Source organism: Riemerella columbina DSM 16469 (assembly GCF_000374405.1).
In the GTDB taxonomy this organism is placed as follows: Bacteria; Bacteroidota; Bacteroidia; order Flavobacteriales; family Weeksellaceae; genus Riemerella; species Riemerella columbina.
Window position 1 is genome coordinate 14,348 of the sequence record NZ_KB894251.1, and the last position, 26,869, is coordinate 41,216.

Consider the following 26,869-nt stretch of genomic DNA (forward strand, 5'->3'; position numbering starts at 1 on the left):
AGTTTGTTTAGCGTTTACTTAAATGAAATAAAAGATTAGAACATCTTATTTTCCTCTGCTTCTTCCATTAATTTAAGATAAGTCATATAACGACTTTCCAAAATATCGCCCTCTTCTACTGCCTTTATCACGGCGCATTTAGGCTCATTAAGGTGCATACAATTATGAAATTTACATTCTGTTTTAGTTCTAAATATTTCAGGGAAATAATGCTGAATTTCTTCTCGGCTTACCTCTATCATCGCAAATTCCCTTACCCCAGGTGTGTCTATCACACTACCGCCGAAATTCCAAAAATGCATCTGTGCAAAAGTAGTGGTATGTTTACCTTTTAAATGAACTTCCGATACCTCCCCCGTTCTTAGGTTAAGTCCAGGTTGTAACGCATTTACCAATGTCGATTTTCCACTACCCGAATGTCCAAAAAATACCGATATTTTATCTTTTAAAATAGATTTTAATTCATCTAAATTCAATTCAGAATAGGCAGAAATCATTAAAGTATCATAACCGATGGCTTCGTATAGCGTGGCTAAGGCTTGAATGTATTCTATATCCTCATCGGAAAGGAGGTCGGCTTTATTAAATAAAATTAATGGCTTGATGTTATACGCTTCACAACACGCTAAAAAGCGGTCTAGAAATCCCAATGAAGTTTCTGGATTTTTGAGGGTAAATAGAAAGCACGCCAAATCAATATTAGACGCGATGATATGGGCTTCTTTGGATAAATTAACCGACTTTCTAATTAAATAATTTTTTCTTGGTTTTATTTTGGTAATCCACGCAATATCATCTGTTTCCAGCTGAAATTCCACCCAATCACCCACTGCCAAAGGGTTGGTTAAGCGTGTTTTTTGAAGTTTAAATTTTCCACGAATCCGAGCCTCATAAAAAGTTCCACTCTGCTTTTCTTGAACCTGATACCAACTTCCCGTAGATTTTGTAATTAACCCTTGTAAAATAGCCTTGTTACTCATAGATTTCAGAAAGTCTAACCGGTTGAATTTTAGATTTTGAGTAGAGCGATTCTACCGATTGGGTTGGTTCTAATTTTGGATATAGATTAGCGCCAATTAATTGGATATCGCCACGCTCCACCGCTAAATGTTCTTCTATAGCGTGTTCGTAAATCTCATTTTGTAGCTCGCCAGATTTCATCATTTCGATATATCCACCCTTCTCTTCCATTTCCATAAACAATTGCCAAGCGTTGGACGCCAATTGTTCAGTCACAGATTCTACAAAATAACTACCGCCCATAGCATCTTCAAATACATTAATGATACTTTCATAGGCCAATACCACATTCTGTTTAAAGGCGATTTCTTGGGATAGTGGTGTACTTTGCTGAACATCATAATCATTGGCAAATACCGCATCGGCACCGCCAATCATTGCGGAAGTCAATTCTAAAGTCGAACGAATCAGATTATTTTCTTTATCGTGAATGGTTTTATTTCGCATAGAAGTTTCCGCAAAAATATAAGGGACTAAATCCTGCTGATATTCTTTAGAAAACTGGTTGAATAATAGTTTAAACGCTCTAATTTTGGCAATTTCAAAAAAATAGTTGCTTCCAACTGCCATTCTAAAAATGATTTTCGGTAAAATATCTTTATCAAAAACCTCCACTAATTCTTTAGCCTTAGCTAGTGCAATTGCTAATTGCTGAACCAAACTTGCTCCAGAATTTTGATGCCATGCCACATCAATTCCTAAAGTTCTTTTAAAATTTTTATTTAATAATTGTTTGCCCGCCTCAATATCTATCTCTCCATCTTCATTAAAAATATCAACCAATGAGATATATTGATTATCCTCTTGAACAGCAATAGACAGAGCCAATGCTAAATCATCAAAAAAAAGCGTTTTCTCACTTAAGACGACTGGGTTTTCAATAAAGAATGCATAAGCGTAGTCCTCTAAACTATCTTGGAATGCGGCAACTAAATGCGTGCTCTCTTCCACTTTGGATAATGGTGCAACCGATGGCGTCTGCGTACTATCATAATAAGGTTTTACCTCTATCCCTTCTAAGTTGGTATTTTCTAAAACCGAATAGATATCCTCGGTTTTGAATTGTTTTTTTACGATGGATTCCCAATCCTCTAAACTGATTTTTTTAAACATAGTCCATACCTATTTTGCTGATGTACTGTCCACTACCAAAATAAAAATTTCTTCGTTTGGGCGTTTCATAAAGTAGTTTTCTCTAGCGAATTTTTCTTTTTCGCCTTTATTGTCCATCAGCTTTTTGTAGAAATCGTTGTTTTTTTCGTACTCTTGTTTATAATACACCAACTGACTTTCATATTTTTTGATTTCTCCATTCAATTCATTAATGACTAGAAAGGAATTATTATCAAAGAAAGTCATCCACACAAAGAAAAATAAAATGGTAATCACATAGCGGTTAAGCACATAAGTCCTAAACCATTTTACTTTTGGGCGGTCTTTTTCGATATTTTTTATTAGGTTTTTCATAATGGCTATGCTAAATCTCTCCCTATTCTTTATGCTTTTTCAATGAATTATTAATCACCGTCGTGAGGAAATCTATCGCCACAGGATTTTGCTTCATATTAGGAATAATGATATCCGCATGATTTTTAGACGGTTCTATAAATTCTTGATGCATCGGCTTAAGTGTAGTTTGATAGCGATATAAAACTTCTTCTAAATCCCTACCCCGCTCTTGGGTATCTCTTTTAATTCGGCGAATGAGACGCTCATCAGAATCTGCATGAACAAAGAGTTTAACATCAAATTCTTTTAACAGCTCTTTATCTGTAAGTACCAAAATTCCCTCAACAATTAAAACCCTTTTAGGCTCTACGGTTACAAAATCGCCTGTTCTGGAATGGGTGACAAAAGAGTAAATTGGTTGTTCTATACTTTCGTTATTTTTAAGGGCTTTTACATGTTTTCTCAGCAAATCAAAATCGATGGACTTGGGATGGTCATAATTTAGCCCTTCTCGTTCTGCCATTGTAAGGTTTTGATTATCATGATAGTAATTATCTTGGGACAATACATTTACTCCCTTATCACTAAGATTTTTAAGAATTTTGTTAACGACAGTGGTCTTACCAGAACCCGTACCACCTGCAATACCAATAACAAGCATAAGTATAGTTTTTACAAAGATAAACAATCTGAAAGAAAAAACAACAAAAAAGCCGTTTCAAAACTTATTGAAACAGCTTTTTTTAATAAGGACAATAATAATTAGCCTTTCAATGCTTTAATTTTTTCTGTAAGTGCAGGAACTACTTGGAAAGCGTCGCCTACCACCCCATAATCTGCTGACTTAAAGAATGGTGCTTCTGGGTCATTATTGATAACAACAATCGTTTTAGAAGAGTTAACTCCTGCTAAATGCTGAATGGCTCCAGAAATACCCACCGCCACATATAGGTTGGGTGCAATAGCCTTACCCGTTTGTCCTACATGCTCAGAATGTGGTCTCCAGCCAATATCAGATACCGGTTTAGAACATGCCGTTGCCGCACCTAGAGTTTGTGCTAAGTCTTCAATCATATCCCAGTTTTCAGGACCTTTCATTCCTCTGCCGGCAGATACTACAATTTCGGCTTCTTTAAGGTCTAGTTTTCCTGAAGATTGTTCGTGGCTGACTACTTTTACATCATCATTCGCAACGCTCATATCTTTCACTTCTTCTGTTCCAGATACTGGATTTTCTTTTGCTCCAAATGCGTTTTGAGATACAGTAACAATTACGCCATTACCTTCCGCTTTCGCCACCATAAAGGCTTTCCCTGAAAAGGCTTTTCTCTTCACCTCAAATGGTGAAACATTTGTAGGCGCCTCTACAGCATTAGTAATTAGTGAATAGTTCTTTACTACTGCTAACATCGGTGCGATAGAAGCGGCGTCTGTAGTATGTGGAAATACAATCACTTGACCGTCTGCCACTTCTGAAAGTGCTTGTGCATAAGCCTTAGCACTAAAAGATTTTAAACCTTCATCTTTAATATTAATTACTTTGTCTGCACCATACTTATAAAGTAAATCCGATGCGTCTGTAGGGTTAATGCTCACTGCGGTTACGCTATCCCCTGATTGTTCTGCTACGGCTTTAGCATAAGCCACTGCCTCGAATGCGGCTTTTTTATATGCTCCGTTAATATTTTCTGTATATACAAATACTGCCATTTTTTTTATTTTTTTAAGTTAGAAATTAATTGATTTAGAAATAGGAAATTAGATGACTTTAGCCTCTTCGTGTAAGGCTTTTACTAATCCATCTAAATCATCTGGTGAGAATAACTTAACTGCGGCTCTCGGTGGTACGCTATCAAACGATACTGCTTCTACCTTCACCTCTGTTGCTACGGGTTCTTGTACATTTAGAGGTTTTGTTCTCGCCGACATAATTCCTCTCATATTAGGAATGATGAGTTCTTTTTCATCCACCATACCTTTCTGACCTGCCACAACTGCTGGTAGAGCCACTTCTACAGTTTCTTTACCACCATCAATTTCTCTAGCCGCTTGTACTTTTCCATCATTTACTTCAAGACCTACGCAAGCGTTTACAAAAGACTTATCTAATAATTGTGCCACCATTCCTGGTACAGCACCACCATTATAGTCAATAGATTCTTTACCACAAAGGACTAAATCGTAGCCACCATTTTGTGCCACATTAGCAATTTCTTTAGCTACAGAAAAACTGTCTTTAGGCTCTGCATTGACTCTAATCGCTTCATCTGCCCCAATGGCTAAAGCCTTACGAATTACCGCCTCAGTTGCGGCATCGCCTACGGTTACTACAGTTACTTTAGCGCCTTGAGATTGCTGAAGTTTTACGGCTTTAGTTAATGCAAATTCATCCAAAGGATTAATTACCCATTGGATTCCATTTTTATCGAATTCTGATTTATCTGCTGTAAAATTGATTTTAGAAGTAGTATCGGGTACACTACTAATACAAACTAATATTTTCATATAGATTTAACTTTTAATAGATTAATTGGTCGCTAATATACTAAAAAAATACTATGCACGCATAACATTTTTAAGATAAATATATTTAAAGCATAATTATTTTGTTTGAGCTGGTCTTACTTCAATTTTGCTAGGTAGAGTTCTTGGATTCATCTTTAAAATATCCAAAACCAAATGACCAATATCTTCTGGTTGAATTTTCCAAGCATCTTTTTCAGAAGGGGTATTATTATTGAAATGACTCGCCACAGAACCTGGCATAATGGTAGATACCTTAATATTATAAGGCCTTAAATCCAACATTGCGGCTTGTGTAAACCCTACTACCCCAAATTTAGAAGCATTGTACCCCGTACCTTTAGCAAAGAAATTAGTTCCCGCCAGACTCGCAATACTTATAAAATACCCTTCTTGCTTTTTAAGAGCTTCCACAGAAGCTTTTAAACTATGAAATACTCCCGTAAGGTTGGTATCTATCATATCTTGCCACTCTTCTAAACTTAGCTCATCTACGGGTTTAAAATATCCTAACCCTGCATTAGCCACCATCACATCTAACTGACCGAAATGCTTGGTGATTTTCTCTACTGCTTCCAATTCGTCTTGATAATTTCTAACATTAGAAGCTACGCCAAGAACGCGTTTTGGATCATCACAAAGCTCTTTTGATGCTTTTTCGGCATCTTCTAAATTTCTACCGCTAATGGCAACTCTCATGCCTGCATCTAGCAATACTTTAGCAATTCCAAAACCAATGCCTTTGGTTCCTCCCGTAATATAAACGACTTTATTATTCATTGTATTTTATTTTTGTGTTAATAAATTTTCAAATTGTTTTCTGTCCTTAAAAGATATAAATAATGAGCCAAATATCAAAATAGGCGTCAGAACAACCCAAGCCCCCAACATATTATGTATTATTACTTGTATTTCAATCATGATATTAAAATAGCTACTTATCAATAATATCAGAAAAGGAATGACTACATAACTGGCAAGAACCAAATACACTATTCTATACCAATACATTTTATTTTTAAATAAAGGATTGCAAAATTTAACCCAATTGATAGTATATTGATAAACGGCTAAACTGAAAAAAGTTATAATTGAGAACACATTAAATATTTCGCCAAAATAACTAGCAAGTATCCATAATAAAGGTATAAGACCGATAAGAACTTGCTGAATTTGATTGTCGTATCGAAGTATTTTTTTCATCGTAATTAATACTTGGAGTTACAATTTATTTCTTCCATTTTTTCTGTTGTTCCGCTTTTATTTTTTGTTCGGTGGCGTTATTTCCTGCTTTGTAAAATTGGGTGCCTTGTAGTTCTTTAGGTAAAAAATCTTGTGCCACAAAATTACCCTCATAAGCGTGGGCATAGCGATAGTCTTTGCCATAATCCATTTCTTTCATAAGTTTGGTTGGAGCATTTCTTAAATGAAGTGGTACAGGCAGATGCGAGGTCTTTTTAGCCACTGCCATAGCTTCATTAATAGCCGCATAGGTAGAATTACTTTTAGGTGACACCGCAAGATAAACCGCACATTCACTTAAAATGATTCGGGCTTCGGGTAAGCCAATCACATTTACCGCTTGGAAACAGCTATTTGCCATGGTTAGTGCTTGAGGGTTTGCCAATCCAATATCTTCTGACGCCAAAATCAATAAGCGCCTGGCAATGAATTTAATATCCTCACCACCATTGAGCATTCTCGCAAGCCAATACACCGCAGCATCAGGGTCGCTACCTCGTATAGATTTGATAAATGCGGAAATAATATCATAATGTTGTTCGCCATTTTTATCATAAACCGCCATATTTTCTTGGAGCACTTGCAATACTTTTTGATTGCTAATATCCCAATGGTTTGAATTTTTATATTGATTAAGCACCCATTCCACCGCATTAATAAGTTTTCTAGCATCGCCGCCAGAATATTGGATAAAGGCTTCTTTTTCTTTAATGCTAAATTGCGTCTGCTCATCTTGGTTAAATCGTTCGAGGGCAATATCAATTAACACTTCCAATTTATCATAGGCTAAGGATTTTAACACTAAAACTTGCGAACGCGAAAGCAATGCCGAAACCACCTCGAAACTTGGATTTTCCGTAGTTGCTCCAATCAGAACAATCCAACCTTTTTCTACCGCATGAAGCAGAGAATCTTGCTGAGATTTATTAAACCGATGAATTTCATCAATAAATAATATAGGGGATTTTCCAGAAAATAAATGTTGTTTTTTAGCATCTTCTATCACTTCTCTCACATCTTTAACCCCGCTAGAAACTGCCGAAAGTTTATAAAATCGCCTATCGGATTGTTCGGAAATGATTTCTGCTAAAGTGGTTTTACCCGTACCTGGCGGTCCCCAAAATATCAATGAATTAAGCGTATCATTCGCAAGCATATTTCTTATAGGACCATTTTTTCCAGTAAGATGCTCTTGTCCAATGACTTCATCAAGGTTTTTGGGTCTAAGGCGTTCAGCTAAAGGGGTGTTTGAATTCAATCTGAAAGGGTTTTAAAATTAAACTTCAAACAAATTTAAACTATTTTTCAATTTTTTAGACTATTTTTGCCTTGTTTTGAAAGCCACTTTAAATAAAATTCTAATTTTTCCATTGGTTATAGGGATTAAATTCTATCAATATGCTCTATCGCCATGGCTTGGAAAAAATTGTAGATTTCAGCCGACTTGCTCACATTATATGTTGCAAGCTCTGAAAACGCATGGATTATTTAAAGGGCTTGGGCTTGGAATCAAACGCATTTTGAGATGCCACCCTTGGGGTGGACAAGGCTATGATCCCGTGCCCCCAAAACATCAAAAAGAAAAATAATTAATTATGAATACATTATTATACATCACTTGGGACCCGCCTAAAGGTATAGATTTAGGATTTTTTACCCTGCATTTTTATAGTTTAATGTTTGTGATTGCCTTTAGTTTAGGCTATTTATTGATGAAAAAAATGTTTGAACTCGATGGTGTGGACGAAAAATACTTAGAACCCCTCCTAACTTGGACGATTGTAGGGACTATTTTCGGTGCGAGGTTAGGCCATGTTATTTTCTATCAACCCGAATTGTTCAAAGAAGATTTTTGGTCGGTATTTTTACCCATCAGAACTAAGCCTCAATTAGAATTTACGGGATTTTCAGGATTGGCGAGCCATGGAGCGACCATCGCTTTAATTTTTACTACGCTATATTACAGCTATAAAATCATTAAGAAAAATCCATTTTGGGTTTACGATAGACTTGGAATTGTAGTGGCTTTGGGTGGTGGTTTTGTAAGGATTGGTAATTTCCTTAATTCTGAAATTGTAGGGAAACCTGCACCAGACCATTCGCCATTTGCTATTCTATTTCCTCAGCAAAGTTTTGAATATGGAGCCATTGTACCACGCTATCCTGCCCAATTATTCGAGGCATTCGGCTACTTCTGTTTGTTTGTATTATTATGGTATTTGTATAGAACAACTAAAAAGAAATATCAGCAAGGCTGGTTATTCGGTTTATTTTTCTTGATACTTTGGGCAATACGCTTTACGGTAGAATTTTGGAAAGAACCCCAAGGTGATGAGTTTATCCACTTTGCGGGATTGAATACAGGACAAATCCTTTCCATTCCGTTTATGATTTCGGGTGCCGTGATTATGTATCTGTCGAAAAACTTTAAACTTCCAGAGCCACAACCTCAATCGAAATAACTTTATAAAATCCTTGCTTCTAGAGTGAGGATTTTTTATTCACCTTAATTTTAAAATCCCTACTTTTGCACCAGAGTATTTCTATCTCTATTAAAGCAAAATATACTTATGGAACTCATACATCGTAATTTACTCATAGGCATCCACGATGCACTACAAGAAACTTTTTTTGAAAACAACAAATACGCCGATAAAGTTATAGAACGGCTGTTAAAAGCCAATAAAAAATGGGGCAGCCAAGACCGCGCCGTAGTTTCAGAGATTTTTTATAATATCATCCGCTGGAAAAAGCGTTTAGAATACTATATGGGCGAAGGCGTAAAACCGAATAATGTTTATAAACTCATCATCGCCTATTTACTATGGAGTGAAACCCATTATAAAAAATTTGAAGAGTTTGAAGGCATTAAAGTTGCCGATATCATCAAAAAATTAAAAAAAGGTACGCTACCCACCAAAGCTATTGAATATTCTATCCCCGAATGGCTAGCCGAAACTTTAGAGAAGGAACTGGGAAACCATTGGAAAAAAGAAATGAAGGCACTTAATGAGCAAGCCGCCACGGTACTCCGTACCAATACCCTAAAAACCACTCCTAAAGAATTGGTAGCAGATTTAAAAGACGAAGGCGTAAAATGTTTTACCATAAAAGGCTATCCTGATGCCGTTCAACTGCAAGAAAAAAAGAATGTATTCCTCACTTCAGCTTTTAAAGATGGGCTTTTTGAAGTGCAAGATGCGGGCTCTCAAAAAATAGGTGAGTTTTTAGAAGTAGAAGAAGGCTTACGCGTGGTAGATGCTTGTGCAGGTGCAGGTGGTAAAACGCTACACTTAGCGGCTCAAATGAACAACAAAGGACAAATTATTGCTTTAGATATCCACGCTTGGAAATTGGCAGAACTTAAACGCAGAGGAAAAAGAGCAGGCGCTCATAATATAGAAACGCGATTAATTTCTGATAATAAAGTTATTAAAAGACTTCACAACAAAGCCGACCGCTTACTTTTAGATGTGCCTTGTTCAGGATTAGGCGTTTTAAAAAGAAATCCAGACAGCAAATGGAAAATTGACGAAGACTTTATCCAACGCATTAGAAAAGAGCAAGAAACTATCCTTAGAGAGTATTCTAAAATCCTTAAAAAAGGCGGTAAAATGGTCTACGCCACTTGCTCTATCTTACCCTCAGAAAATAAACATCAAGTAGCTAAATTCCTCAATGAGCATCCTAATTTTAAACTCATAAAAGAACATCATCAGCTCCCCAGCGATGGCTATGATGGCTTCTATATGGCAAAATTGGAAAGAATGGAATAAAACAATCGGTTACTAAAATTTTAGTAACCGATTTTGTATTTATTTATACTCATCATAGCCGCCTCGGTTGAGTACGGAGTGGTTCTTACCATATAAAAAGTAGAGTAAAATACCAAAAGTCAGCCAGCCAATCGCCATATAAATGGCCGTTACTTCAAGGTTAAAGATTAAATAGACATTGGTTAAAATCCCTAAACTTGCTATAAGTGGCAAAGCTGGAGTCCTAAAATCTCTCTTTAGTTCAGGTCGTTTTACACGAAGTAACCACACCGCAAAACATACCATGGTAAAGGCAAATAAGGTTTCAAAACTCGTCATATGTACCAAAGTGCTAATTGGTGTGGTTGCTGCTACAATTGCTACAATTAAACCAATGATAATGGTATTTTTATACGGGGTTTTTCTAGTAGGATGGATTTCTTTAAACACGCCTGGTAATAACCCATCTTTCGACATTCCTAAAAATATTCTCGACTGTCCCAACATTAAAACCATTAACACAGAAATTAATCCAACTGTGGCTGCAACTGTAATCATAATTACTGCCCAATTCATTCCTGTGGCTTTTTCAAATGCGACTGCTACTGGTGCTGTAAGAGCATCTGGAACCACACCAAAATCTTTATAATTCATCATCCCAGTAAGGACAACCGACATCAAGATATATAATAAAGTACAAATCAGTAAAGAGGCAATAATGGCAAATGGAATATCTTTTTTAGGATTTTTTGCCTCTGCGGCTTGGGTAGACACGGCATCAAAACCGATATAAGCAAAGAATACTGCCGACGCTCCAGCAATAATTCCGTGAATACCATAGGCTTCTCCCATACTTCCATCTGATTGCTTAATTAAAGTTGCCTCAGGAATAAACGGTGTCAAATTATCCATATTGATATAAAACGCCCCTACGATAATCACAAAAATAACAACAGAAGTTTTCATCATCACAATAAAATTATTAGCACCAGCCGCTTCTTTAGTTCCTCTAACTAATACTGCCGTCACCAATAACACGATACATAATGCAGGTAAGTTTATCGCAAAAGACGGCTCTGCTAAGCCATGTAGTAAAGCGTATTTTTTTGCAGAAGCAATATCATTGGTAAGATAATAGGGAATTTCTAATCCGAACAATTTTAGCATTTTATTAAAATACCCTGACCAAGATACGGCTACCGTCATAGAACCCATAGCATATTCTAATACCAATCCCCAGCCAATTAACCAAGCGAAAACCTCCCCTACTGTACCGTAAGCATAGGCATAAGCGGAACCTTCTACAGGGAGCAATGAGGCAAATTCTGCATAACATAACGCTGCAAAAATACATGCAATTCCTGCAATAACAAATGATAACGCTAAGGCAGGACCTGCATGAAAATAAGCACCCGTTCCCGTTAGCACGAAAATACCGCCGCCAATAATAGCTCCAATACCAATGGCTGTAAGGCTCCATTTACCTAAAACTCTTTTAAGCTCACTCTTGTTCATATCTGCTTCATAGGCAGCGAGAGGTTTTTTCTTCCAAATACTCGACATAAGTGTTTTTTATTTTATTAAATTATATTTTTCAAACGATTTTACGAAAATAGAATAATTTTTTGAAAAATTAACATTTAACATACTAAATTTTAAGATTAATTTTACTTTAAATTAAAAATTAAGACTATTAAATCATCAATTATTTAAATTTATTTTAACAAATATTCATCTCTATTTTCAGGATTTTATAGTATCTTTGGCTACATGAATTTATATGACCTATTCCTATTGCCTTACGAGGGCTATGCTGCTTATCAAATTATTTTAGAAGCCATCGCTTGTCTATTCGGATTGATGAGTGTTTACTTCTCAATGAAGAAGAATATATGGGTTTATCCAACGGGCATTGTCAGCACTATAATTTATGTTTATTTACTGTTCAAATTTGGACTTCTAGGTGATATGATGATTAATTTTTACTATACCGTGATGAGTATCTACGGCTGGGCACTTTGGTCTAAAAGTTCTACTGATAACATTCATATAGAGGTTTCAAAAACAACAAAAAAGGAATGGTTAATTAGTTTAGGATTATTTATTTTAAGCATTGTTTTAGTAGGAATAATATATTACTTTAAACCTTATATAGACCAAGGTTTTTCTATGAAAGGCGTCAGTTTAGGTTGGCATCACCTCGATTGGATGAACTATACCGATATTATGACCACGGCTATTTTCCTAGTCGGGATGTGGCTAATGGCAAAAAGAAAAATTGAAAACTGGCTCTTTTGGATTCTTGGGGATTGCATCAGCGTTCCTATGTATCTTTATAAAGGCTTAGGCATCACTTCATTTCAATATGCTGTGTTTACCGTTCTTGCCATTATGGGCTATAGAGCATGGCAGAAGAATACTTCGGCTAAGAAATTATAAATGAAGGTGGAAGTTTTGAGGGATGAGTTTTGAGTTACCTTTTGTTTTGCTTAAAGCTTATAGTTTACCGCTAATTATATGTGGCTTATTGCCTATGGTCTTCGGTAAAAGTTAGTAAGCGCCACCCTAAAACAAGTTCAGGGTCTATTGTTTAGAACGATATGAATTTTGAATTATAGACTATCAATAATGTTATGAAACTTTACAATTTAACTATTATCAGTTGTAGTGTCCAACAGAAAAAATTATCATTAGAACATGAAATTGAAAAATGGAAGAAAGAATTAATTTTAACAGGAGAATTAGGTTCCCCATGCTATGATGACTTCACAAAATGGATAAATGATAATCCAGGAAAATCTTATGGTATTTCAGATGATATAAAGATTTACAAAAAAGACTTTAATAATGATAGAATAGTTGATGCATTTGTTAATATGAAAATTGGAGATCCATGTAATGGGGGCAATCATCTTTCGTCAGACCGTTCTGTATTAATATTTTCAAATAATGGAGAGTACTATCATGATGTAAAATTAACTGATAGAATTGAAAACAAAATAATCAATCAATTAGCAGATAAAAATATTTATTCAGTTACAAATCTTTTAACTTTTTGTGATACATTTGACAAAACTATAAATGGTAATGTTACAATATGGGTTGAGGAAGACGCTCATTGCTGCCCCTCCTATTCCGGTTCATTTAAATATGATCCAAATACACAAGAGTTAAAACTAGAAGTTAGTAAAAGCCAATAAGACTATACTATATAAGTTAGGTACTACTCTTTTTTTTATTTTAGAAAAAAACTATTAAGCCCCTCATACGAGAGGCTTTTAGCATTAAAAAAATAACAAATTAAAAATCGACATCATCGGCGATATTGCCTCCTTGTTCGGCGGCGAATTTTTAATTAGTTATTTTTTAATTTATTTTTGGTTATGTAATATTCTTCTTGCGGCATCGGAAGCTACTAATAGTCCACCTGCCATCATAATGATATCTTTTAACACCAAGCGTCCTGCTCCCGAAAGATAAGGAAAACCATAATTAGGGGTAGGAAAATCGCCGCCTAAATTCGGAACATAAGCCTCTGGCGTGGTAATAAGAAATGAAAGTGTAACGAAGGACATCCCTACAGTGAGAATGCCTCCCCATAGTCCTATTTTGGGATACCAAATTCCTAGTAAAACTAATATTCCAATACTTACGATAACCGTTCCCAAAGCATATGAGAATATATAAGTTCCATTTTCTTGATGCCATTGAATATTTTTGGCAACCATTTGTCCTTCTTTATTTTTGTGTAAGGTGTACTCTGCTACCATTTCCCCTTTTTCATTAGGTTGTTTTTTATCTGCATTATGATAAAAAAACTTCATCAATGGGCTATTAGTAACAAATGGAACTATACCGTCTGCCTCATACTGAAAGGCTTTAAGTCCACCAATCCATGCCATAACGATGAATATGGCAATACGCATAAAATTGAATCCTTGCGATTGTCTTGTAGCTAATAATTTAATGATTTGTTTCATTTTATTAAATATTTAAATTGTTGAGATGCAAAATTACACCAACTTACTTGCAAATAAAATGGACAAAAGAGGAATTATGATGGATTATTTTGCTACTATAGAAACACCTACTTCCGTTCTGTATTTACTTGGTGAAACCCCAGTATGCTTTTTAAAATAGCGACTAAAGTAATGCTCATCATCAAAATTAAGGGCGTGGGCAATTTCTTTAACTGATGAATGGGTAAGGTGCAACTGCCTTTTAGCTTCTAAAATCATACGCTCTTGGATAAGTTGCGAAGGCGTTTTGCCCAACTGTTGCTTGGTCTTTCTGCTAAGGGTGTTGAGTGGAACCAATAGTGTATCAGCATAAAAAGAAGGTGATTTTTCTTGTATAAAATTTTGCTCGATAAGTTCTTGAAAATCGAAAACTGTGTTGTCAATCTTTTTTTTGAGTAAACGCTCATCTATTTGTAATGCTTTTTCTTTGCTAGAAAGGGCTAAAATAAGTTGCAAATAGGTTTTCAATATGGCATCCGAATAATCAGATAGATTCTGTTGCTCGGCTTCCATATGATTTAAAATGGAAATGATGTCTTGATATTTGGATTCTGCAACTTCTATATATGGTGTTTCATAAATGGTGTTAAACAACAATCCATTGCAGGCTACAGCCTCTTTGTGGTACTCTATACAGTAGAAATCCCCATGGAATTGTAATAATTTTTCTGCTTTTAATGGATTTTGAATCGATAGCCTTTGGTAAGGTGAAAGAAACAAAAAAGTATAAGATTGGGTGTTATAATTAGTAAAATCAACTGAAAATGAAGTATTTTCATTTAATAGAAGTAAAGTGTATAGATGGGAGTGATAATCTTCGGTAAGGACACTATTGGTCTGGATATTGAGCATGGTATATTTCTTTCGTATGGATTAAGCAAAGGTTTTGAAACAATTTTCATTCCTCTTAATAAATTATAAGGTACAAATATAGTAGTTTTGGATTATCGGTTTCAACTTTATTAATTTGTCTTACTAATTTTTTATACTTGAATTCTATATTTATTTTAGAAATGTAAAATGACTTTTAAACATAGTTAGATAGTAAGTTGCCCCCTCTATTTAATGTATTTTAGTATAATATTGCCATTTACTTTTAAATCAGTATTTTTGCAACCATTAATTTTAGATTATGGCAAAAGTTCTAAAAATCTACCCCAACAATCCTCAAGAAAAGGCCATTGAAGAAGTAGTAAAAGTATTGAAAAAAGGGGGGCTCATCATCTACCCTTCGGATACGGTGTATGCCTTAGGTTGCGATATTAATAATATCCGAGCGATGGAACAACTGGCTAATATTAAAAAAGTGAAGTTGGATAAGGCTCATTTTTCCATTATTTGTAATGACCTTAGCCATTTGTCTTCATTTACAAAACCGATAGATAATAGTGTCTTCAGATTACTTAAAAGCCATATTCCAGGACCATTTACCTTTATTTTAGAAGCGAACAAAAACCTACCTTTAGCCTATAAAGGACATAAAACAGTGGGCATTAGAGTGCCCGACCATTCTATTCCTCAGTTGATTGTAGAGCAACTCGGTAATCCTATTGCCTCTACTTCTATAAAAGATGAAGACGAGGTTTTAGAATATTCTACCGACCCAGAGCTTATCGCAGAAAAATATGCCCATTTGGTGGATATCGTCATCGATGCAGGCTATGGGGATAATGTAGCATCTACTATTGTAGACTTAAGTTCGGGAACGCCAGAAGTCCTTAGACAAGGCAAAGGTCAACTTTAATCCATAAAAAATTATCATGCTAAAAATAGTATCTTCACCAGCGAAATTGATGACCGTAGAACATCAATCCAAAGATTTAAAACCTACAACACCTCAGTTTATTAAAGAGGCTGAACTGATACAATCTCACCTCAAACAAAAGTCGCCAGAATTTTTATCAGAATTAATGAATATTTCCACAAAACTAGCCGATGAAAACTGGGAACGCAACCAAAATTGGAATGCCCACCCCTCTAAAGATGAATCTGCACCTGCCTTATTCGCCTTTACTGGGGAAGTTTATCGTGGTTTAGATGCGCTAAGTTTAGATGCCAAAGCCATTGATTACCTTCAAAGGCATTTCAGAATGCTATCGGGACTTTATGGATTGCTAAAACCTTCTGACCAAGTGATGCTCTATCGTTTGGAAATGGGGCGTCCATTCAAATTTGAAGATTATAAAAATCTTTATTCATTTTGGAAAGATAGAATCGTAAATGCATTAAATGAAGATTGCAACGAGGATGATATACTTCTAAACCTTGCGAGTAACGAATACTTTAAAGCAGTAGATCAAAAACAGCTGAAGGCTAAAGTCATTAATTTTAAATTTTATGAACTAAAAGATGGTAAACTGAAAACAATTGTAGTGTATACCAAACACGCCAGAGGTTTATTGATTCGTTACTGTGCCGAGCAACAAGTGAAAACTTTAGAGGATGTAAAAGCCTTTAACTATGACGGTTATCTTATTGACGAAGCACAATCTGATGATAACACCTTAGTTTTTGTAAGGTAGATGATTATTGACGCACTGCATCATAAATTTATTTCTGAGCTTAAGGGCTATTCTTCAACGGAAGCCCATGAGCTTTGGAAGATTTTCGGTAAGGAGTATTTAGGTTTAAATGCGATTGAGCTATCTTTAAATAAAAATAAAATTTACCCTCAAGAAGTTGAACAGAGTTTTGACCAATACCTCTCACGGCTGAATCAGGGCGAGCCTTATCAGCATATTATAGGAAAGGTAGCTTTTTTTGGTTTAGACTTTAAAGTCAGTGCCCATACGCTAATTCCCCGACCTGAAACTGAAGAGTTGCTAGAACTTGCTATTGAAAAAATTCGCCAAAAATTCAACCATCAAGGAATCCATATTTTAGATATTGGTTCGGGGAGTGGTGTTATTCCTATTATATTAAAACGCTATTTTCCAAAGGCTCATATTTCTAGTATTGATATTTCTGCCGACGCTCAAAAAATAGCAAAGCAAAATGCTCAGCAACACAAAACGAGTATTCAATGGATTTGTGAGGATTATTTAAACTATACTTTAGATAAAACTTATGATGTTATTATTTCTAACCCACCTTATATTGGTTTAGATGAAGAAAAAGAAATAGAGTCTAGCGTAAAAGATTTTGAACCTAAGATTGCCTTATTTTCACCTACGCAAGATGCCTTAATATTTTATCGAAAAATTGCCCAAGACGCAAAGAATTATCTTAATTCCAAAGGTTTAATTTTCCTTGAAATCAATCAGAAATTAGGGGCAGAAACATTGGCTTTATTTCAAAACTTTTCACATGCTGAACTTATCAAAGATTTATCACAAAATGATAGGTTTGTGGTAGTGGAACAATAGATGTTACCAAATATCTCTAAAGATGTCTAAAGATTTAGGTTCAGAAAATTCAGGAATATGGATTTTACAATATTTCATCAAAATATCTAATAGGCTACGGCGCTGTTGAGTAGAAAGTGGTACTTTCAAAAATGAGTTATCCTCTAAAGTTTTTAAAATTTCAGATAGTTCAATACCAATGCTATTAGGCAGTTCTAAATTGCTAAAATGCCCTTCCATTAAATTAAAATAAATCCCTTCGGAAATAGAAAATCCGTATCCAGATTGCTTGATGATTTTATAGATATAATAGACTAAGGCGTTTTTATTTTCGATATCTAAACAAAAGGCTACCAAATAATTATACAGGCTACTGTCGACTTCTTCGTATGGGTAAACTTTTAATATTAATTCTGCCATTACACTCATCTGAGCATGGTTTATCAAGTGGTGTTCTAACTGTTTGCTAACTTCCGATAGGTTTATATTTTTAATAAATGGCAATGGACTTTTACTAGATTCTGAAATGCTAAAATCTATACCCACCAGTGGATTGAGGTAGCCTTTTTTTTTATTTTTTGATAAATAAATATTTTTGATGAAATAAGAAGTTAAGCCATCTTCACGCTCAAGTATTTTTACAATACAACTGGTTTCGCTGTACCTTACATATGACAGAATAAAGCCTTGCTTGGTTTTCATTAATTGACTACGGCTATTTTTGCAGTGGCTTTATCTGTACCGTCAGCATTAGTCATCAGCACAAAGTAAATTCCAGATGCCACTCTAGACCCGTTATAGTTTTTCAAATTCCATTCGTAGAAGCCATTTCTAGAAACTGCTTGATGAACTAAATTCCCTGCAGCATCGGTAATTCTAATATTTGTTTTTTCTGCCAAGCCTTTAATTTTAACATTACCTTTGTATTGACTATACACCACAGGGTTAGGATAAACCAATACCTCGCCGAAGTTTTCAGTTACATTACTCACATCACCTTTGTAATAGACGATACCTTTCCTTGTTGCAAAATAGACTTTGCCATTTCTATCATCTATTGCAATATGGTAAACCTCATCAGTAGGCAATGGTGAATTGGCTTTAGTAAAATGTTGATAGACTTTTTGTCCATCTTGACTTAGAAAATAGACGCCTCCTCCTTTTATAGACACCCATTTATTATTCCCAGAATCCACAGCAATACTCAGCACCTCAGAATCCTTAAATAATTCTTCTGGAATTCCATTTTGAGTAATCACAATAGGATTTGCCTTAGCATTGGTGATATCCCCAGTGGCATTAGACAACACTCTAAGTCCATAGATATTGCCAATCCATAAGTCGTTATATTTATCCAAAGCTACAGAAGTCACCCCAATAGGCGTTGGTAAGCCTTCATTCTCTCTTAAAATAACATATTGGTCGTCACTAAAGTTGGATAATGTCCCTTTGGTATCATATATCATCAATCCACCATCTGGGTTTCTAGGACCCCCTATAAATAATTTATTTCCACTCGATAAGATACAAGAGGAATGCTGCCTAAAAGGTCCTACCTTAGTAGAAAAAGCGGACGAAGAACCCGATGGAATTGTGTAAATACTAATATATTCAGGATTTTCATCATTCCATGCAACCGTAGAAATAATATTTTCTTTATTATCTACAATAATGTGTTCTGGTGCATTAAACCACTTATCACTTCCCAAATTAAAAATTGAAACTGGTACATCGTTCTTAAATTTATAAGCACCTCGTTCTATTTTTCTCACAAAATTGGTAAAATAAACTTCTTCATTTGAAGGTTTCACTGCTATATCCAGAATATTAAAAGTTTCCTTTGCAGTCTTAAAATAATCTGGATACTGCCATGACTGTCCATCAAAATAGTAAAATCCAATATTATTAGTTGTTACAGGCTCATGATAGTCAGCTTCTTTCATGCCTGAAGCTACCCAAATTTTATCATCTAAAAGCACAATTTTATTAGAAATATTATTGTAGGGACCATCGGGCTTTATCTGTTCTGAAGTACCACCAAAGCTATCATATTTTAAAACTCCTTCTTTATCCGTACCAATAAAAACTTTACCCTGTTGAAGCACCCCTGTTGTATTGATAAAACTAGAATCTGTATCTTGCACTTGAACTAGCGTACCATTGGATGAAAATTCATAGACTTTGTGTACATCTACAACCAGAAATCCACTATCGGTAATTACTAAGTCTGTTATATATTGAAATGGATTAGATAAGGGTTGCAGGTTACTACCCATATACACCTTATTAGCACTTGCTATTAGCATTTGATTGTCATCCGCATCTGCTTGCAATAGATTATTGATATTATGAGATTGCCAGCTGCTATATACTGGAAATTGAATATCCATTGTGTGGTATTTCAGCCCTTCTTTTGTGGTGGCATAGACCATATTATCTTTTATAATGGACTCTTTAACATCCACAAAGGCTCCACCCGATTGAAAAAACGCAGTTTCACCAAATTCTCTTTTATCCAGGTTAAATATTGAAACACCATAGCCCGTGGATATAACCGCCTGATTATCTTTAATAAAGATATGGTTAATTTTTTTATCCCCTTGATAGCTTGCGGCAATAGGAATATCCACTGTTAAAAATACACCTTCTGGCGTTACCACATCCATAGCACCTGTTTCATAGCCTATCAATCCTATTTTTGTAGTAGGATTATAATCAAATGCAGAAATGCCTACTTCGTGAAGCCCATTGACTTTGGATAACTTTTTAATAGCCCCAGAGACATGATCATAAAAAAACAGACCACTCTTAGTCGCAGCGATGATTTGACTACCATCTTGTTTTATTTTAATAATCTGATTGTACGAGAAAATATCTTCCCATTTGCTTTTATGCTGTGCTACCAAGGATAAAGAGGCAAGTATTGCTACTGAGGTGATCCATTTTTTCATGAGAAGAGTTTTTATAATGGGTTATGCTAGAATTTTATCATCTATCACTTGATTATTCCAAGCAATAGATTTTATAGTGTTCTTATGGTCAAAGGTAAAGTCTATTCTTCCCAATAGCAATCCTGCCCAGCCAACTTGATTCACCAAAACTTGCTTTCCTTTTCTATTAGTAAATCGCTGAGGTTCAACTAAAAAGGTATGGGTATGTCCTCCCAAAATCAGGTCGATATTATCGGTTTTTTGGGCTAAATCTATATCGCAGATTTTTTCTTTTTCACCTTTGTAACTGTACCCAATATGCGATAGGCAAATAACCAAATCACACTTTTTATCATTTCGTAAAAAATCAGCGTACTGCTGAGCGACATCTACGGGATGATGCCATACCGTTTCTTTATATTGTTTCTTTCCTACCAAGCCTTCTAGCTCTATACCCACACCAAATAATCCTACACGGATACCCTCTTTATTAAAGATTTTATAAGGCATGGTTTTGCCATCTAAAATGGTATTTTTAAAATCATAATTTGAGCAAATGAAAGGAAATTTTGCATTAGGCAACACATTTAAAAATCCTTCTAAGCCATTATCAAAATCATGATTCCCCATGGTTGAGGCATCATAGCCCATCATCGACATGAGTTTAAATTCCAATTCGCCACCAAACATATTGAAATAAGGGGTACCTTGGAAAATATCTCCACAGTCTAGTAGTAATACATTTTTTTCTTCACTCCTAATTTGCTTTACCAAACTGGCACGCCTAGCAAACCCTCCTTGATTAGGATTTCTAGTATAGTTTTCATCAAAAGGTTCTATACGGCTGTGTTGGTCGTTGGTATGAAGAATGGTTAATTTCTTATCCGAAGATGTCCAAATATCGTTAGTCTTCGCCGATAGCAAATTGGGTGCTAATGTACACGCCACCGCACTACCGCCTAATGTTTTTATAAATTCTTTACGATTCATATTATCTTATTTATTGAAAATCAACCTTACATCATTAGGTGCTGTGATTTCTGGATTTTGTTTAAATTTTGAAATAAATACATCTCTCAATTTTAGCCCTGTGGCAATCAGTTCACCTTTACTAAAAAACTTCATATTATCCCCTCCTAAAGCTAAATAATCCGAAGTGGCAATATAGTAATCTTTATGGCTATCAATAGGTTGGTTGTTAATAAGTCCTCTTGAAATTTTACCTTGAGTGGTCTCAATGACTAAATGCGAAACGGGATTATTCTTTTGGGTTTCGGCATAATAATTAAATAGCCCATCCATATCTTTACCCTTGATTTTCACAATCACCAATTCATTCTCAAAAGGCATCACTTCAAAAATATGTTTAAGCAAAATATCACCTTTTCCAATATTGGTTCTGATTCCTCCAATGTTGATAACAGATGCATCTACCGAAGGAAAACCATTAGCTTTCGCCCAATCATTTCCACCTTCGTAGGTATAGTCTGCTAACAAAGCTCCTAGTGTACTATTATCGCCTTGTTTCGTCAGTTCTGCATTGGTATGCGAGATTTTGGTGTTCATCTGGCGTTCCATTTCCATTTTGTATGGTGCAATAGTCGCCGCCATCACTTCATTATCTTTAAGACTAGAATTGATGCTGATATTCTTCTTAGGGCTTACCTCGGAAACCACCATTGGGGCTTTACAACCTACAAGTAAAGTGGCTAAGACAAACGCATAAGGTTTTAGTTGGTAATTCATAATGTTCTATTAAATTTATCCTATCTCGATACCATTTTCCACTTTGTCGTCTGGGGTGACAAACGATAATTTCCCATCGGGTTTGGTCGTTAGAAGTAACATCCCTTGGCTTTCAATTCCACGAATTTTTCTCGGTGCTAGGTTAAGCAAAATCATCACTTGTTTGCCCACGCATTCTTCTGGAGTAAAACTTTCCGCCACACCAGACACTACGGTACGAACATCTACCCCCGTATCTACCTTAAATTTTAATAATTTGTCGGCTTTTTCTACTTTTTCAGCCTCTAAAATGGTAGCCGTTCTAAGGTCTATTTTGGTAAAATCATCAAATGAAATTTCTTCTTTCATAGGGTTAGCTTTAGGATTTGTTTTTTTATTATTGATTTTCGTTTGTTCTAATTTGGTGATTTGTGCATCTATTACCTCATCTTCAATTTTTGAGAATAATAAAGTGGCTTTGCCAATTCGATGTCCTTTAGAAATCAGTACTGATTCTGTTTCCAATGTATTCCAATCTACTGGTTTTATTTGGAACATTTGCAATAGTTTTTCTGAACTAAATGGCATAAATGGTTCGCATAACTGAGCCAGTGCAACAGCAATTTGAGCGCCGATAAATAAAGTTTGTGCTGTCTTGGTTTCATCGATTTTGATGGTTTTCCAAGGCTCTTCTGTTTGAAGGTATTGGTTACCAAATCTCGCTAAGTTCATCAAAGCAGATAAGGCATTTCTAAACTCAAAATTCTCGAGGTATTGATGAATTTCTTTAGCGGTTTTTTGGATTTCTTTAAGTTCTGGCGCATTGATATTTCCTTCTGGAACAGCACCCTCATAATATTTATGGATAAGGACGGCTACACGATTGATAAAGTTTCCAAAAATCCCTACTAATTCTGAATTGTTTTTGGTCTGAAATTCTTTCCAAGTAAAGTTGTTATCCTTAGTTTCTGGTGCAGAAGACAATAAAGCATAGCGCAATACATCTTGCTGACCTGGGAAATCTTCAATATATTCATGTGCCCAAACTGCCCAATTTCTAGAGGTAGAAATTTTATCATTTTCTAAATTTAAAAATTCAAAAGCAGGAACATTTTGAGGTAGAATATAGTCGCCGTGTGCTTTTAGCATAGACGGGAAAATAATGCAATGGAATACGATATTATCCTTACCGATAAAATGAATTAAGTCAGAATTTTCACTTTGCCAATAGTCTTTCCAGTCTTTACCGTTCTTTTTTGCCCATTCTTTAGTAAATGAAATATAGCCAATCGGTGCATCAAACCAAACATAAAGCACTTTACCTTCTGCATCTGGCACAGGAACAGGCACACCCCAGTTAAGATCTCTCGTCATCGCTCTAGGCTTCAATCCGTCGTTTAACCAAGATTTGACTTGACCATACACATTCGGTTTCCAATCGTCTTTATGCCCTTCGATAATCCAATCGTTTAGGAAACTTTCGTAATCATTCAATGGTAAATACCAGTTTTTAGTTGGCTTTAATATGGGACTATTTCCGCTCAACATAGATTTTGGATTCAGCAATTCCGTAGGCGAAAGTGTAGAGCCACATTTCTCGCATTGGTCGCCATAGGCATTGTCATTACCACAATTAGGACAAGTTCCTACGATATAGCGATCGGCTAAAAATTCGCCAGCTTGTTCATCGTAAAACTGTTCCGAAACCTCTTCGGTAAATTTACCATTAGCATACATGGTAGAGAAAAAATCAGAAGCAGTTTTATAATGTTCTGGACTAGTGGTACGCGAATATTCATCAAAAGAAATCTCTAAATCTTCAAAAGATTTTTTAATGATGGTATGGTATCTGTCCACAATATCCTGAGGGGTAACCCCTTCCTTCTTGGCTCTAATGGTGATGGGAATCCCATGCTCATCGGAACCACAAATAAACGCCACATCTTTTCCAAGTCTTCTTTGAAATCTTGCATATACATCCGCAGGAATATAAACCCCTGCCAAGTGTCCAATATGGACAGGGCCGTTAGCGTAAGGCAATGCTGCGGTAATTAATTTTCTCTCTGCCATTGTTTTAATTTCTATTTAAAGGCAAAGATAAGAATTTTGAAGTTGTTAAGTAGGTAGATTTTACAAAATGTCTTGATGGGTTCAGTGTACTGGTGTAATAGTGTATCAATGTTATAATGTAGGTTGAAGCCGTAGGTTATAGGCAAAAGGCAACGCATCACTTTTAATTCATCCCTCTATTAATAAACATTAGTGTTTTAAGCACTCAGTAACTCAACCCTTATCACTTAAAACTTTTAACTTCCGCCTTAATCTATAATTTAACATTTATAATTAACTTTAAAATCCGAGAAACTTCAACTTTAATTGGATAGCAAAATTATCTTTGAAACTAGCCGTATTATAATGTCCTACGCGATAGAAAAATCCTAAATTAAAGGAAGTGGACAGGAAATTATTCCATTCTACACCAACTTCTTGATAAAGATGATTCAGGGTTTCAAAATCAAAATGATGGTATTCTGGATGCTTCATATCCCCAATAGCGGCGCGATAAACTACATCAAAATTAGAAATATTACGCCCAAAACTTTTAAAATTCCAAGGGATTCCATGGGTGATATAAGCACTGATAAAGCGGTCGGCATAATACTTTCTGCTATCCATCGTGGCAAATCCTAAATAGGAAGTGAGGTTAAAATTAGTACCTCCTTTGGATGCGTTAAGCCCAGGAATTTCAAATTGATGCCAAATCGGCGCCTCACCAAATAGCCATCCACCATTTACTCTAGCGCCAGTTTTTCCCCAAGCATTGTTGAAATAATGGGTATATAGCATATCTAATTTTAAATAATTAAACGCACTTAGTCCCTGTTCAAAGTTTAGGTACAATGCTTTATTACCTTCGTTATAAGTGAATCGACCATTAGGTGTCATCACATTTTTTGCCTCCGGAGCATATTTTAGGCTGAGCATTGCACTTTGATTATTAAATTGATATCCTAAATTCTTGTAATCGTAAGGAAATAAAGCCTCTTCTTTTTGGGTACTCCAAGTGATTCGGGTGCTGATACTGTTACCGAAGTCGGTTTCGTAGCCTACTTTAAACCCATTAAAGCCGAAAAATCTATCGTTATTCATATCTACACCGCTATTCATAATTTTCATTTTGAAGTTCCAAAAGCTCTCATTAAAACGCCCAGCCGAAGTAACATCGTCGTAATACGCCAGTCTGAAAATACTGTTTTTTTGTAAAGAAGTTTTAAAGTCTACACCAATACCATATTTAATAGCTTGGTCTTTAAAACCATATGCAAAATAGACGTCAGGTGAAATATAACGGTTGAATTTTTCATTCAGCTTTGCGCTGGCACCGATGCGAATACCCTCATAGAGATTGTATTTTCCGAATTCAGCGGCATCAAAATCTACCTTTCCCCAGCGAATTTTACCATGTAGCAAAGTGGTAAGAAACTTTAATTTTTTATCTACCTTGTATTTTTGTCCCAGACTATCAATTTTTTCATACGCCATTTGCTCTCGCTCGGAAAGGTTTTCTTTTCTATATTCTTCTATTTTTGAGCCATCCGCGTGGTCTATATCCAAAGTATAACCTTTAAAATCATCGGGATTAATTTGGGGTATGGGAACTTTAAAATCAAAATAATAGGAATCTACAAAAAGATAGTTCCCAAATTTTTTATAATGTTTCTCATCTTTATTCACAAGAAATTTCATATTCCCTGCTTTTATTTTAGCATGTTCTCTTTGTAGAAACCACTTACCATCTCTTAAAGTCCATGTGCTTGTCAGTTGACTGGCACCTTCTTTTTGGCGTTCACTATGGATTTTTTTTATACCAAAAGTTTGCTGGTCTATATAGATATAACCATTGTATTTTCTAGGAGTTTTCTTTTTTCCAGCGGTTCTAAAACGAATAACATAAGTCGGTCGACCCTCGATTTGAATACTATCGGCAAGAAAAAATCGATACAAGGCTCTATTTTCTTTCTTAATTTCTCTAGGTTCACGGTTTCTATTACTGCTGGTAAGTGCCAAAATTTCGTAAGGAATTTCTTTCAACCCCGAAATTCTGTGGTCTAACACTTTTACTTTCTCTCCATATTTTTCGGAATAAAGAAAATTTTGGGCGCGTTCCCAAAGGAAAAACTTACTTTCTGTAATAGTGGTATAAATATCTTCTTCTATTAGTGAGTCTTTAACCTTCTTTTTAGACATCTCAACTTTCGGCAATTGCTTTAACGAATCTTGACGCTGTGCTATAAAATCCTTATAAACTTGGATGCTATCTTTATCAAAATCCAATGAATATTTTTCATAAGACTTAAACGCATAAGACGATAACGACTGTGGACTATTTTGTTTAAAATGTTCATTTACTTGGTCTAAGAGCTTTAACGCTTTAGGGTCACTTTGGTCTATAATGGTAACCGCTTCAATTTCTTTGGTTGGCCTTTCCTGTGCACACAATCCTAAACTAAGGTATAAAGCACATAGCGTAATATATAATCGCATAGATACAATAATTAATCGTCGGACAAATTTATAAAAATAAAATGGACTAATATTAATGTAAAGGTGTACTTTTAGAGTAAGTGTATCGATGGTTTAAGGTAAAATGCACTTGTCTATTGATAGAGTTAATGTATGTAAATACGAATTAAGAATTCATAGATATTGAAAAGATCATATGAGTTATTAGAAAGTTGCAAAACACTAGAAATTAAAGACTTGACCACCAAACCCGTTGAATAAAAAGTTCTTGTTATATTATATAAGGAACCTTAATCTCAGAATAAATCTGTTTACATAATAAAAAAAACCGCCAATAT

26 protein-coding genes are annotated in these 26,869 nt (G+C 35.3%); 8 read left to right on the plus strand and 18 right to left on the minus strand.

Features of this window, described 5'->3' with window-relative positions; all coding sequences use genetic code 11:
- Positions 1–35 precede the first annotated feature (35 nt).
- From rsgA to C237_RS0108505, 9 genes are all read right to left on the minus strand, one after another.
- Positions 36–980, minus strand: coding sequence for a ribosome small subunit-dependent GTPase A (gene rsgA, locus C237_RS0108465; protein ID WP_018676065.1), 945 nt, complete (start codon positions 978–980; stop codon positions 36–38).
- The gene (locus tag C237_RS0108470) at positions 973–2,133 is read right to left on the minus strand and encodes a methylmalonyl-CoA mutase family protein (RefSeq protein ID WP_018676066.1); all 1,161 of its coding nucleotides are present in this window, start codon (positions 2,131–2,133) and stop codon (positions 973–975) included. The genes rsgA and C237_RS0108470 overlap by 8 nt, the downstream gene beginning before the upstream one ends.
- 9 nt (positions 2,134–2,142) lie before the next feature.
- The gene (locus tag C237_RS0108475; protein ID WP_018676067.1) at positions 2,143–2,487 is read right to left on the minus strand and encodes an FtsB family cell division protein; all 345 of its coding nucleotides are present in this window, start codon (positions 2,485–2,487) and stop codon (positions 2,143–2,145) included.
- Positions 2,488–2,509: 22 nt separating this feature from the next.
- Positions 2,510–3,130 carry a uridine kinase gene (udk, locus tag C237_RS0108480; RefSeq protein WP_018676068.1) on the minus strand — a complete coding sequence of 207 codons (621 nt, stop codon included), beginning with the start codon at positions 3,128–3,130 and terminating at the stop codon, positions 2,510–2,512.
- A gap of 101 nt (positions 3,131–3,231) precedes the next feature.
- Positions 3,232–4,179: an electron transfer flavoprotein subunit alpha/FixB family protein gene (locus C237_RS0108485; protein WP_018676069.1), complete on the minus strand. Its 948-nt coding sequence runs from the start codon at positions 4,177–4,179 to the stop codon at positions 3,232–3,234.
- Between the two features lie 48 nt (positions 4,180–4,227).
- Complete coding sequence (locus C237_RS0108490) at positions 4,228–4,974, minus strand: electron transfer flavoprotein subunit beta/FixA family protein (RefSeq protein WP_018676070.1); 747 nt, start codon at positions 4,972–4,974, stop codon at positions 4,228–4,230.
- A 96-nt stretch (positions 4,975–5,070) separates the two neighbouring features.
- A complete protein-coding gene (locus C237_RS0108495; protein ID WP_018676071.1) occupies positions 5,071–5,772 on the minus strand; it encodes an SDR family oxidoreductase in 702 nt (233 codons plus the stop codon).
- 6 nt (positions 5,773–5,778) lie between these two features.
- Entirely contained in the window at positions 5,779–6,195 is a 417-nt protein-coding gene (locus C237_RS0108500) for a hypothetical protein (RefSeq protein ID WP_018676072.1), read from the minus strand.
- Between the two features lie 25 nt (positions 6,196–6,220).
- Positions 6,221–7,492: a replication-associated recombination protein A gene (locus tag C237_RS0108505; protein WP_018676073.1), complete on the minus strand. Its 1,272-nt coding sequence runs from the start codon at positions 7,490–7,492 to the stop codon at positions 6,221–6,223.
- Between the two features lie 76 nt (positions 7,493–7,568).
- On the opposite strand from C237_RS0108505, the gene yidD reads away from it, so the two are divergent.
- From yidD to C237_RS0108520, 3 genes are all read left to right on the plus strand, one after another.
- Positions 7,569–7,823 carry a membrane protein insertion efficiency factor YidD gene (yidD, locus tag C237_RS0108510; protein WP_018676074.1) on the plus strand — a complete coding sequence of 85 codons (255 nt, stop codon included), beginning with the start codon at positions 7,569–7,571 and terminating at the stop codon, positions 7,821–7,823.
- Positions 7,824–7,829: 6 nt separating this feature from the next.
- Positions 7,830–8,696, plus strand: coding sequence for a prolipoprotein diacylglyceryl transferase (gene lgt / locus C237_RS0108515; RefSeq protein WP_026315594.1), 867 nt, complete (start codon positions 7,830–7,832; stop codon positions 8,694–8,696).
- Positions 8,697–8,804: 108 nt separating this feature from the next.
- On the plus strand, positions 8,805–10,010 hold the full coding sequence (locus C237_RS0108520) for an RsmB/NOP family class I SAM-dependent RNA methyltransferase (RefSeq protein ID WP_018676076.1): 1,206 nt from the start codon (positions 8,805–8,807) through the stop codon (positions 10,008–10,010).
- Between the two features lie 39 nt (positions 10,011–10,049).
- On the opposite strand, the gene C237_RS0108525 is transcribed toward C237_RS0108520, so the two are convergent.
- Positions 10,050–11,552 carry an APC family permease gene (locus tag C237_RS0108525; RefSeq protein WP_018676077.1) on the minus strand — a complete coding sequence of 501 codons (1,503 nt, stop codon included), beginning with the start codon at positions 11,550–11,552 and terminating at the stop codon, positions 10,050–10,052.
- Positions 11,553–11,759: 207 nt separating this feature from the next.
- Between C237_RS0108525 and pnuC the strand changes: the two genes are divergently transcribed.
- Positions 11,760–12,428, plus strand: a complete 669-nt coding sequence (gene pnuC / locus C237_RS0108530; protein WP_018676078.1) for a nicotinamide riboside transporter PnuC — start codon at positions 11,760–11,762, stop codon at positions 12,426–12,428.
- A 194-nt stretch (positions 12,429–12,622) separates the two neighbouring features.
- Positions 12,623–13,189 carry a hypothetical protein gene (locus C237_RS0108535; protein WP_018676079.1) on the plus strand — a complete coding sequence of 189 codons (567 nt, stop codon included), beginning with the start codon at positions 12,623–12,625 and terminating at the stop codon, positions 13,187–13,189.
- A 171-nt stretch (positions 13,190–13,360) separates the two neighbouring features.
- Here the strand turns inward: C237_RS0108535 and rclC are convergent, their stop codons facing one another.
- Together rclC and C237_RS0108545 are read right to left on the minus strand one after the other, a co-directional pair.
- On the minus strand, positions 13,361–13,969 hold the full coding sequence (gene rclC, locus C237_RS0108540; protein WP_018676080.1) for a reactive chlorine resistance membrane protein RclC: 609 nt from the start codon (positions 13,967–13,969) through the stop codon (positions 13,361–13,363).
- An 84-nt stretch (positions 13,970–14,053) separates the two neighbouring features.
- The gene (locus C237_RS0108545) at positions 14,054–14,860 is read right to left on the minus strand and encodes an AraC family transcriptional regulator (RefSeq protein ID WP_018676081.1); all 807 of its coding nucleotides are present in this window, start codon (positions 14,858–14,860) and stop codon (positions 14,054–14,056) included.
- Positions 14,861–15,140: 280 nt separating this feature from the next.
- Between C237_RS0108545 and C237_RS0108550 the strand changes: the two genes are divergently transcribed.
- From C237_RS0108550 to prmC, 3 genes are read left to right on the plus strand one after another with little or no spacing between them, the layout of a single operon-like run.
- Positions 15,141–15,752: an L-threonylcarbamoyladenylate synthase gene (locus C237_RS0108550; protein WP_018676082.1), complete on the plus strand. Its 612-nt coding sequence runs from the start codon at positions 15,141–15,143 to the stop codon at positions 15,750–15,752.
- A 16-nt stretch (positions 15,753–15,768) separates the two neighbouring features.
- On the plus strand, positions 15,769–16,530 hold the full coding sequence (gene yaaA / locus C237_RS0108555) for a peroxide stress protein YaaA (protein WP_018676083.1): 762 nt from the start codon (positions 15,769–15,771) through the stop codon (positions 16,528–16,530).
- Positions 16,531–17,373 carry a peptide chain release factor N(5)-glutamine methyltransferase gene (gene prmC, locus C237_RS0108560; RefSeq protein ID WP_018676084.1) on the plus strand — a complete coding sequence of 281 codons (843 nt, stop codon included), beginning with the start codon at positions 16,531–16,533 and terminating at the stop codon, positions 17,371–17,373. It begins immediately after the preceding gene.
- A 3-nt stretch (positions 17,374–17,376) separates the two neighbouring features.
- Here the strand turns inward: prmC and recO are convergent, their stop codons facing one another.
- From recO to C237_RS0108590, 6 genes are all read right to left on the minus strand, one after another.
- Positions 17,377–18,054 (minus strand): DNA repair protein RecO, encoded by a 678-nt coding sequence (gene recO, locus C237_RS0108565; protein WP_018676085.1) that lies wholly within the window; start codon positions 18,052–18,054, stop codon positions 17,377–17,379.
- Positions 18,054–20,303 (minus strand): type IX secretion system anionic LPS delivery protein PorZ, encoded by a 2,250-nt coding sequence (gene porZ, locus C237_RS0108570; protein ID WP_018676086.1) that lies wholly within the window; start codon positions 20,301–20,303, stop codon positions 18,054–18,056. Before porZ ends, recO begins: the two co-directional genes overlap by 1 nt.
- A gap of 21 nt (positions 20,304–20,324) precedes the next feature.
- Positions 20,325–21,272 (minus strand): bifunctional metallophosphatase/5'-nucleotidase, encoded by a 948-nt coding sequence (locus C237_RS0108575; RefSeq protein WP_018676087.1) that lies wholly within the window; start codon positions 21,270–21,272, stop codon positions 20,325–20,327.
- 6 nt (positions 21,273–21,278) lie between these two features.
- Positions 21,279–22,028: a 5'-nucleotidase C-terminal domain-containing protein gene (locus tag C237_RS0108580; RefSeq protein WP_018676088.1), complete on the minus strand. Its 750-nt coding sequence runs from the start codon at positions 22,026–22,028 to the stop codon at positions 21,279–21,281.
- A gap of 15 nt (positions 22,029–22,043) precedes the next feature.
- Complete coding sequence (gene metG / locus C237_RS0108585) at positions 22,044–24,077, minus strand: methionine--tRNA ligase (RefSeq protein ID WP_018676089.1); 2,034 nt, start codon at positions 24,075–24,077, stop codon at positions 22,044–22,046.
- Positions 24,078–24,356: 279 nt separating this feature from the next.
- The gene (locus C237_RS0108590) at positions 24,357–26,552 is read right to left on the minus strand and encodes a hypothetical protein (RefSeq protein WP_018676090.1); all 2,196 of its coding nucleotides are present in this window, start codon (positions 26,550–26,552) and stop codon (positions 24,357–24,359) included.
- Between the last annotated feature and the right edge of the window lie 317 nt (positions 26,553–26,869).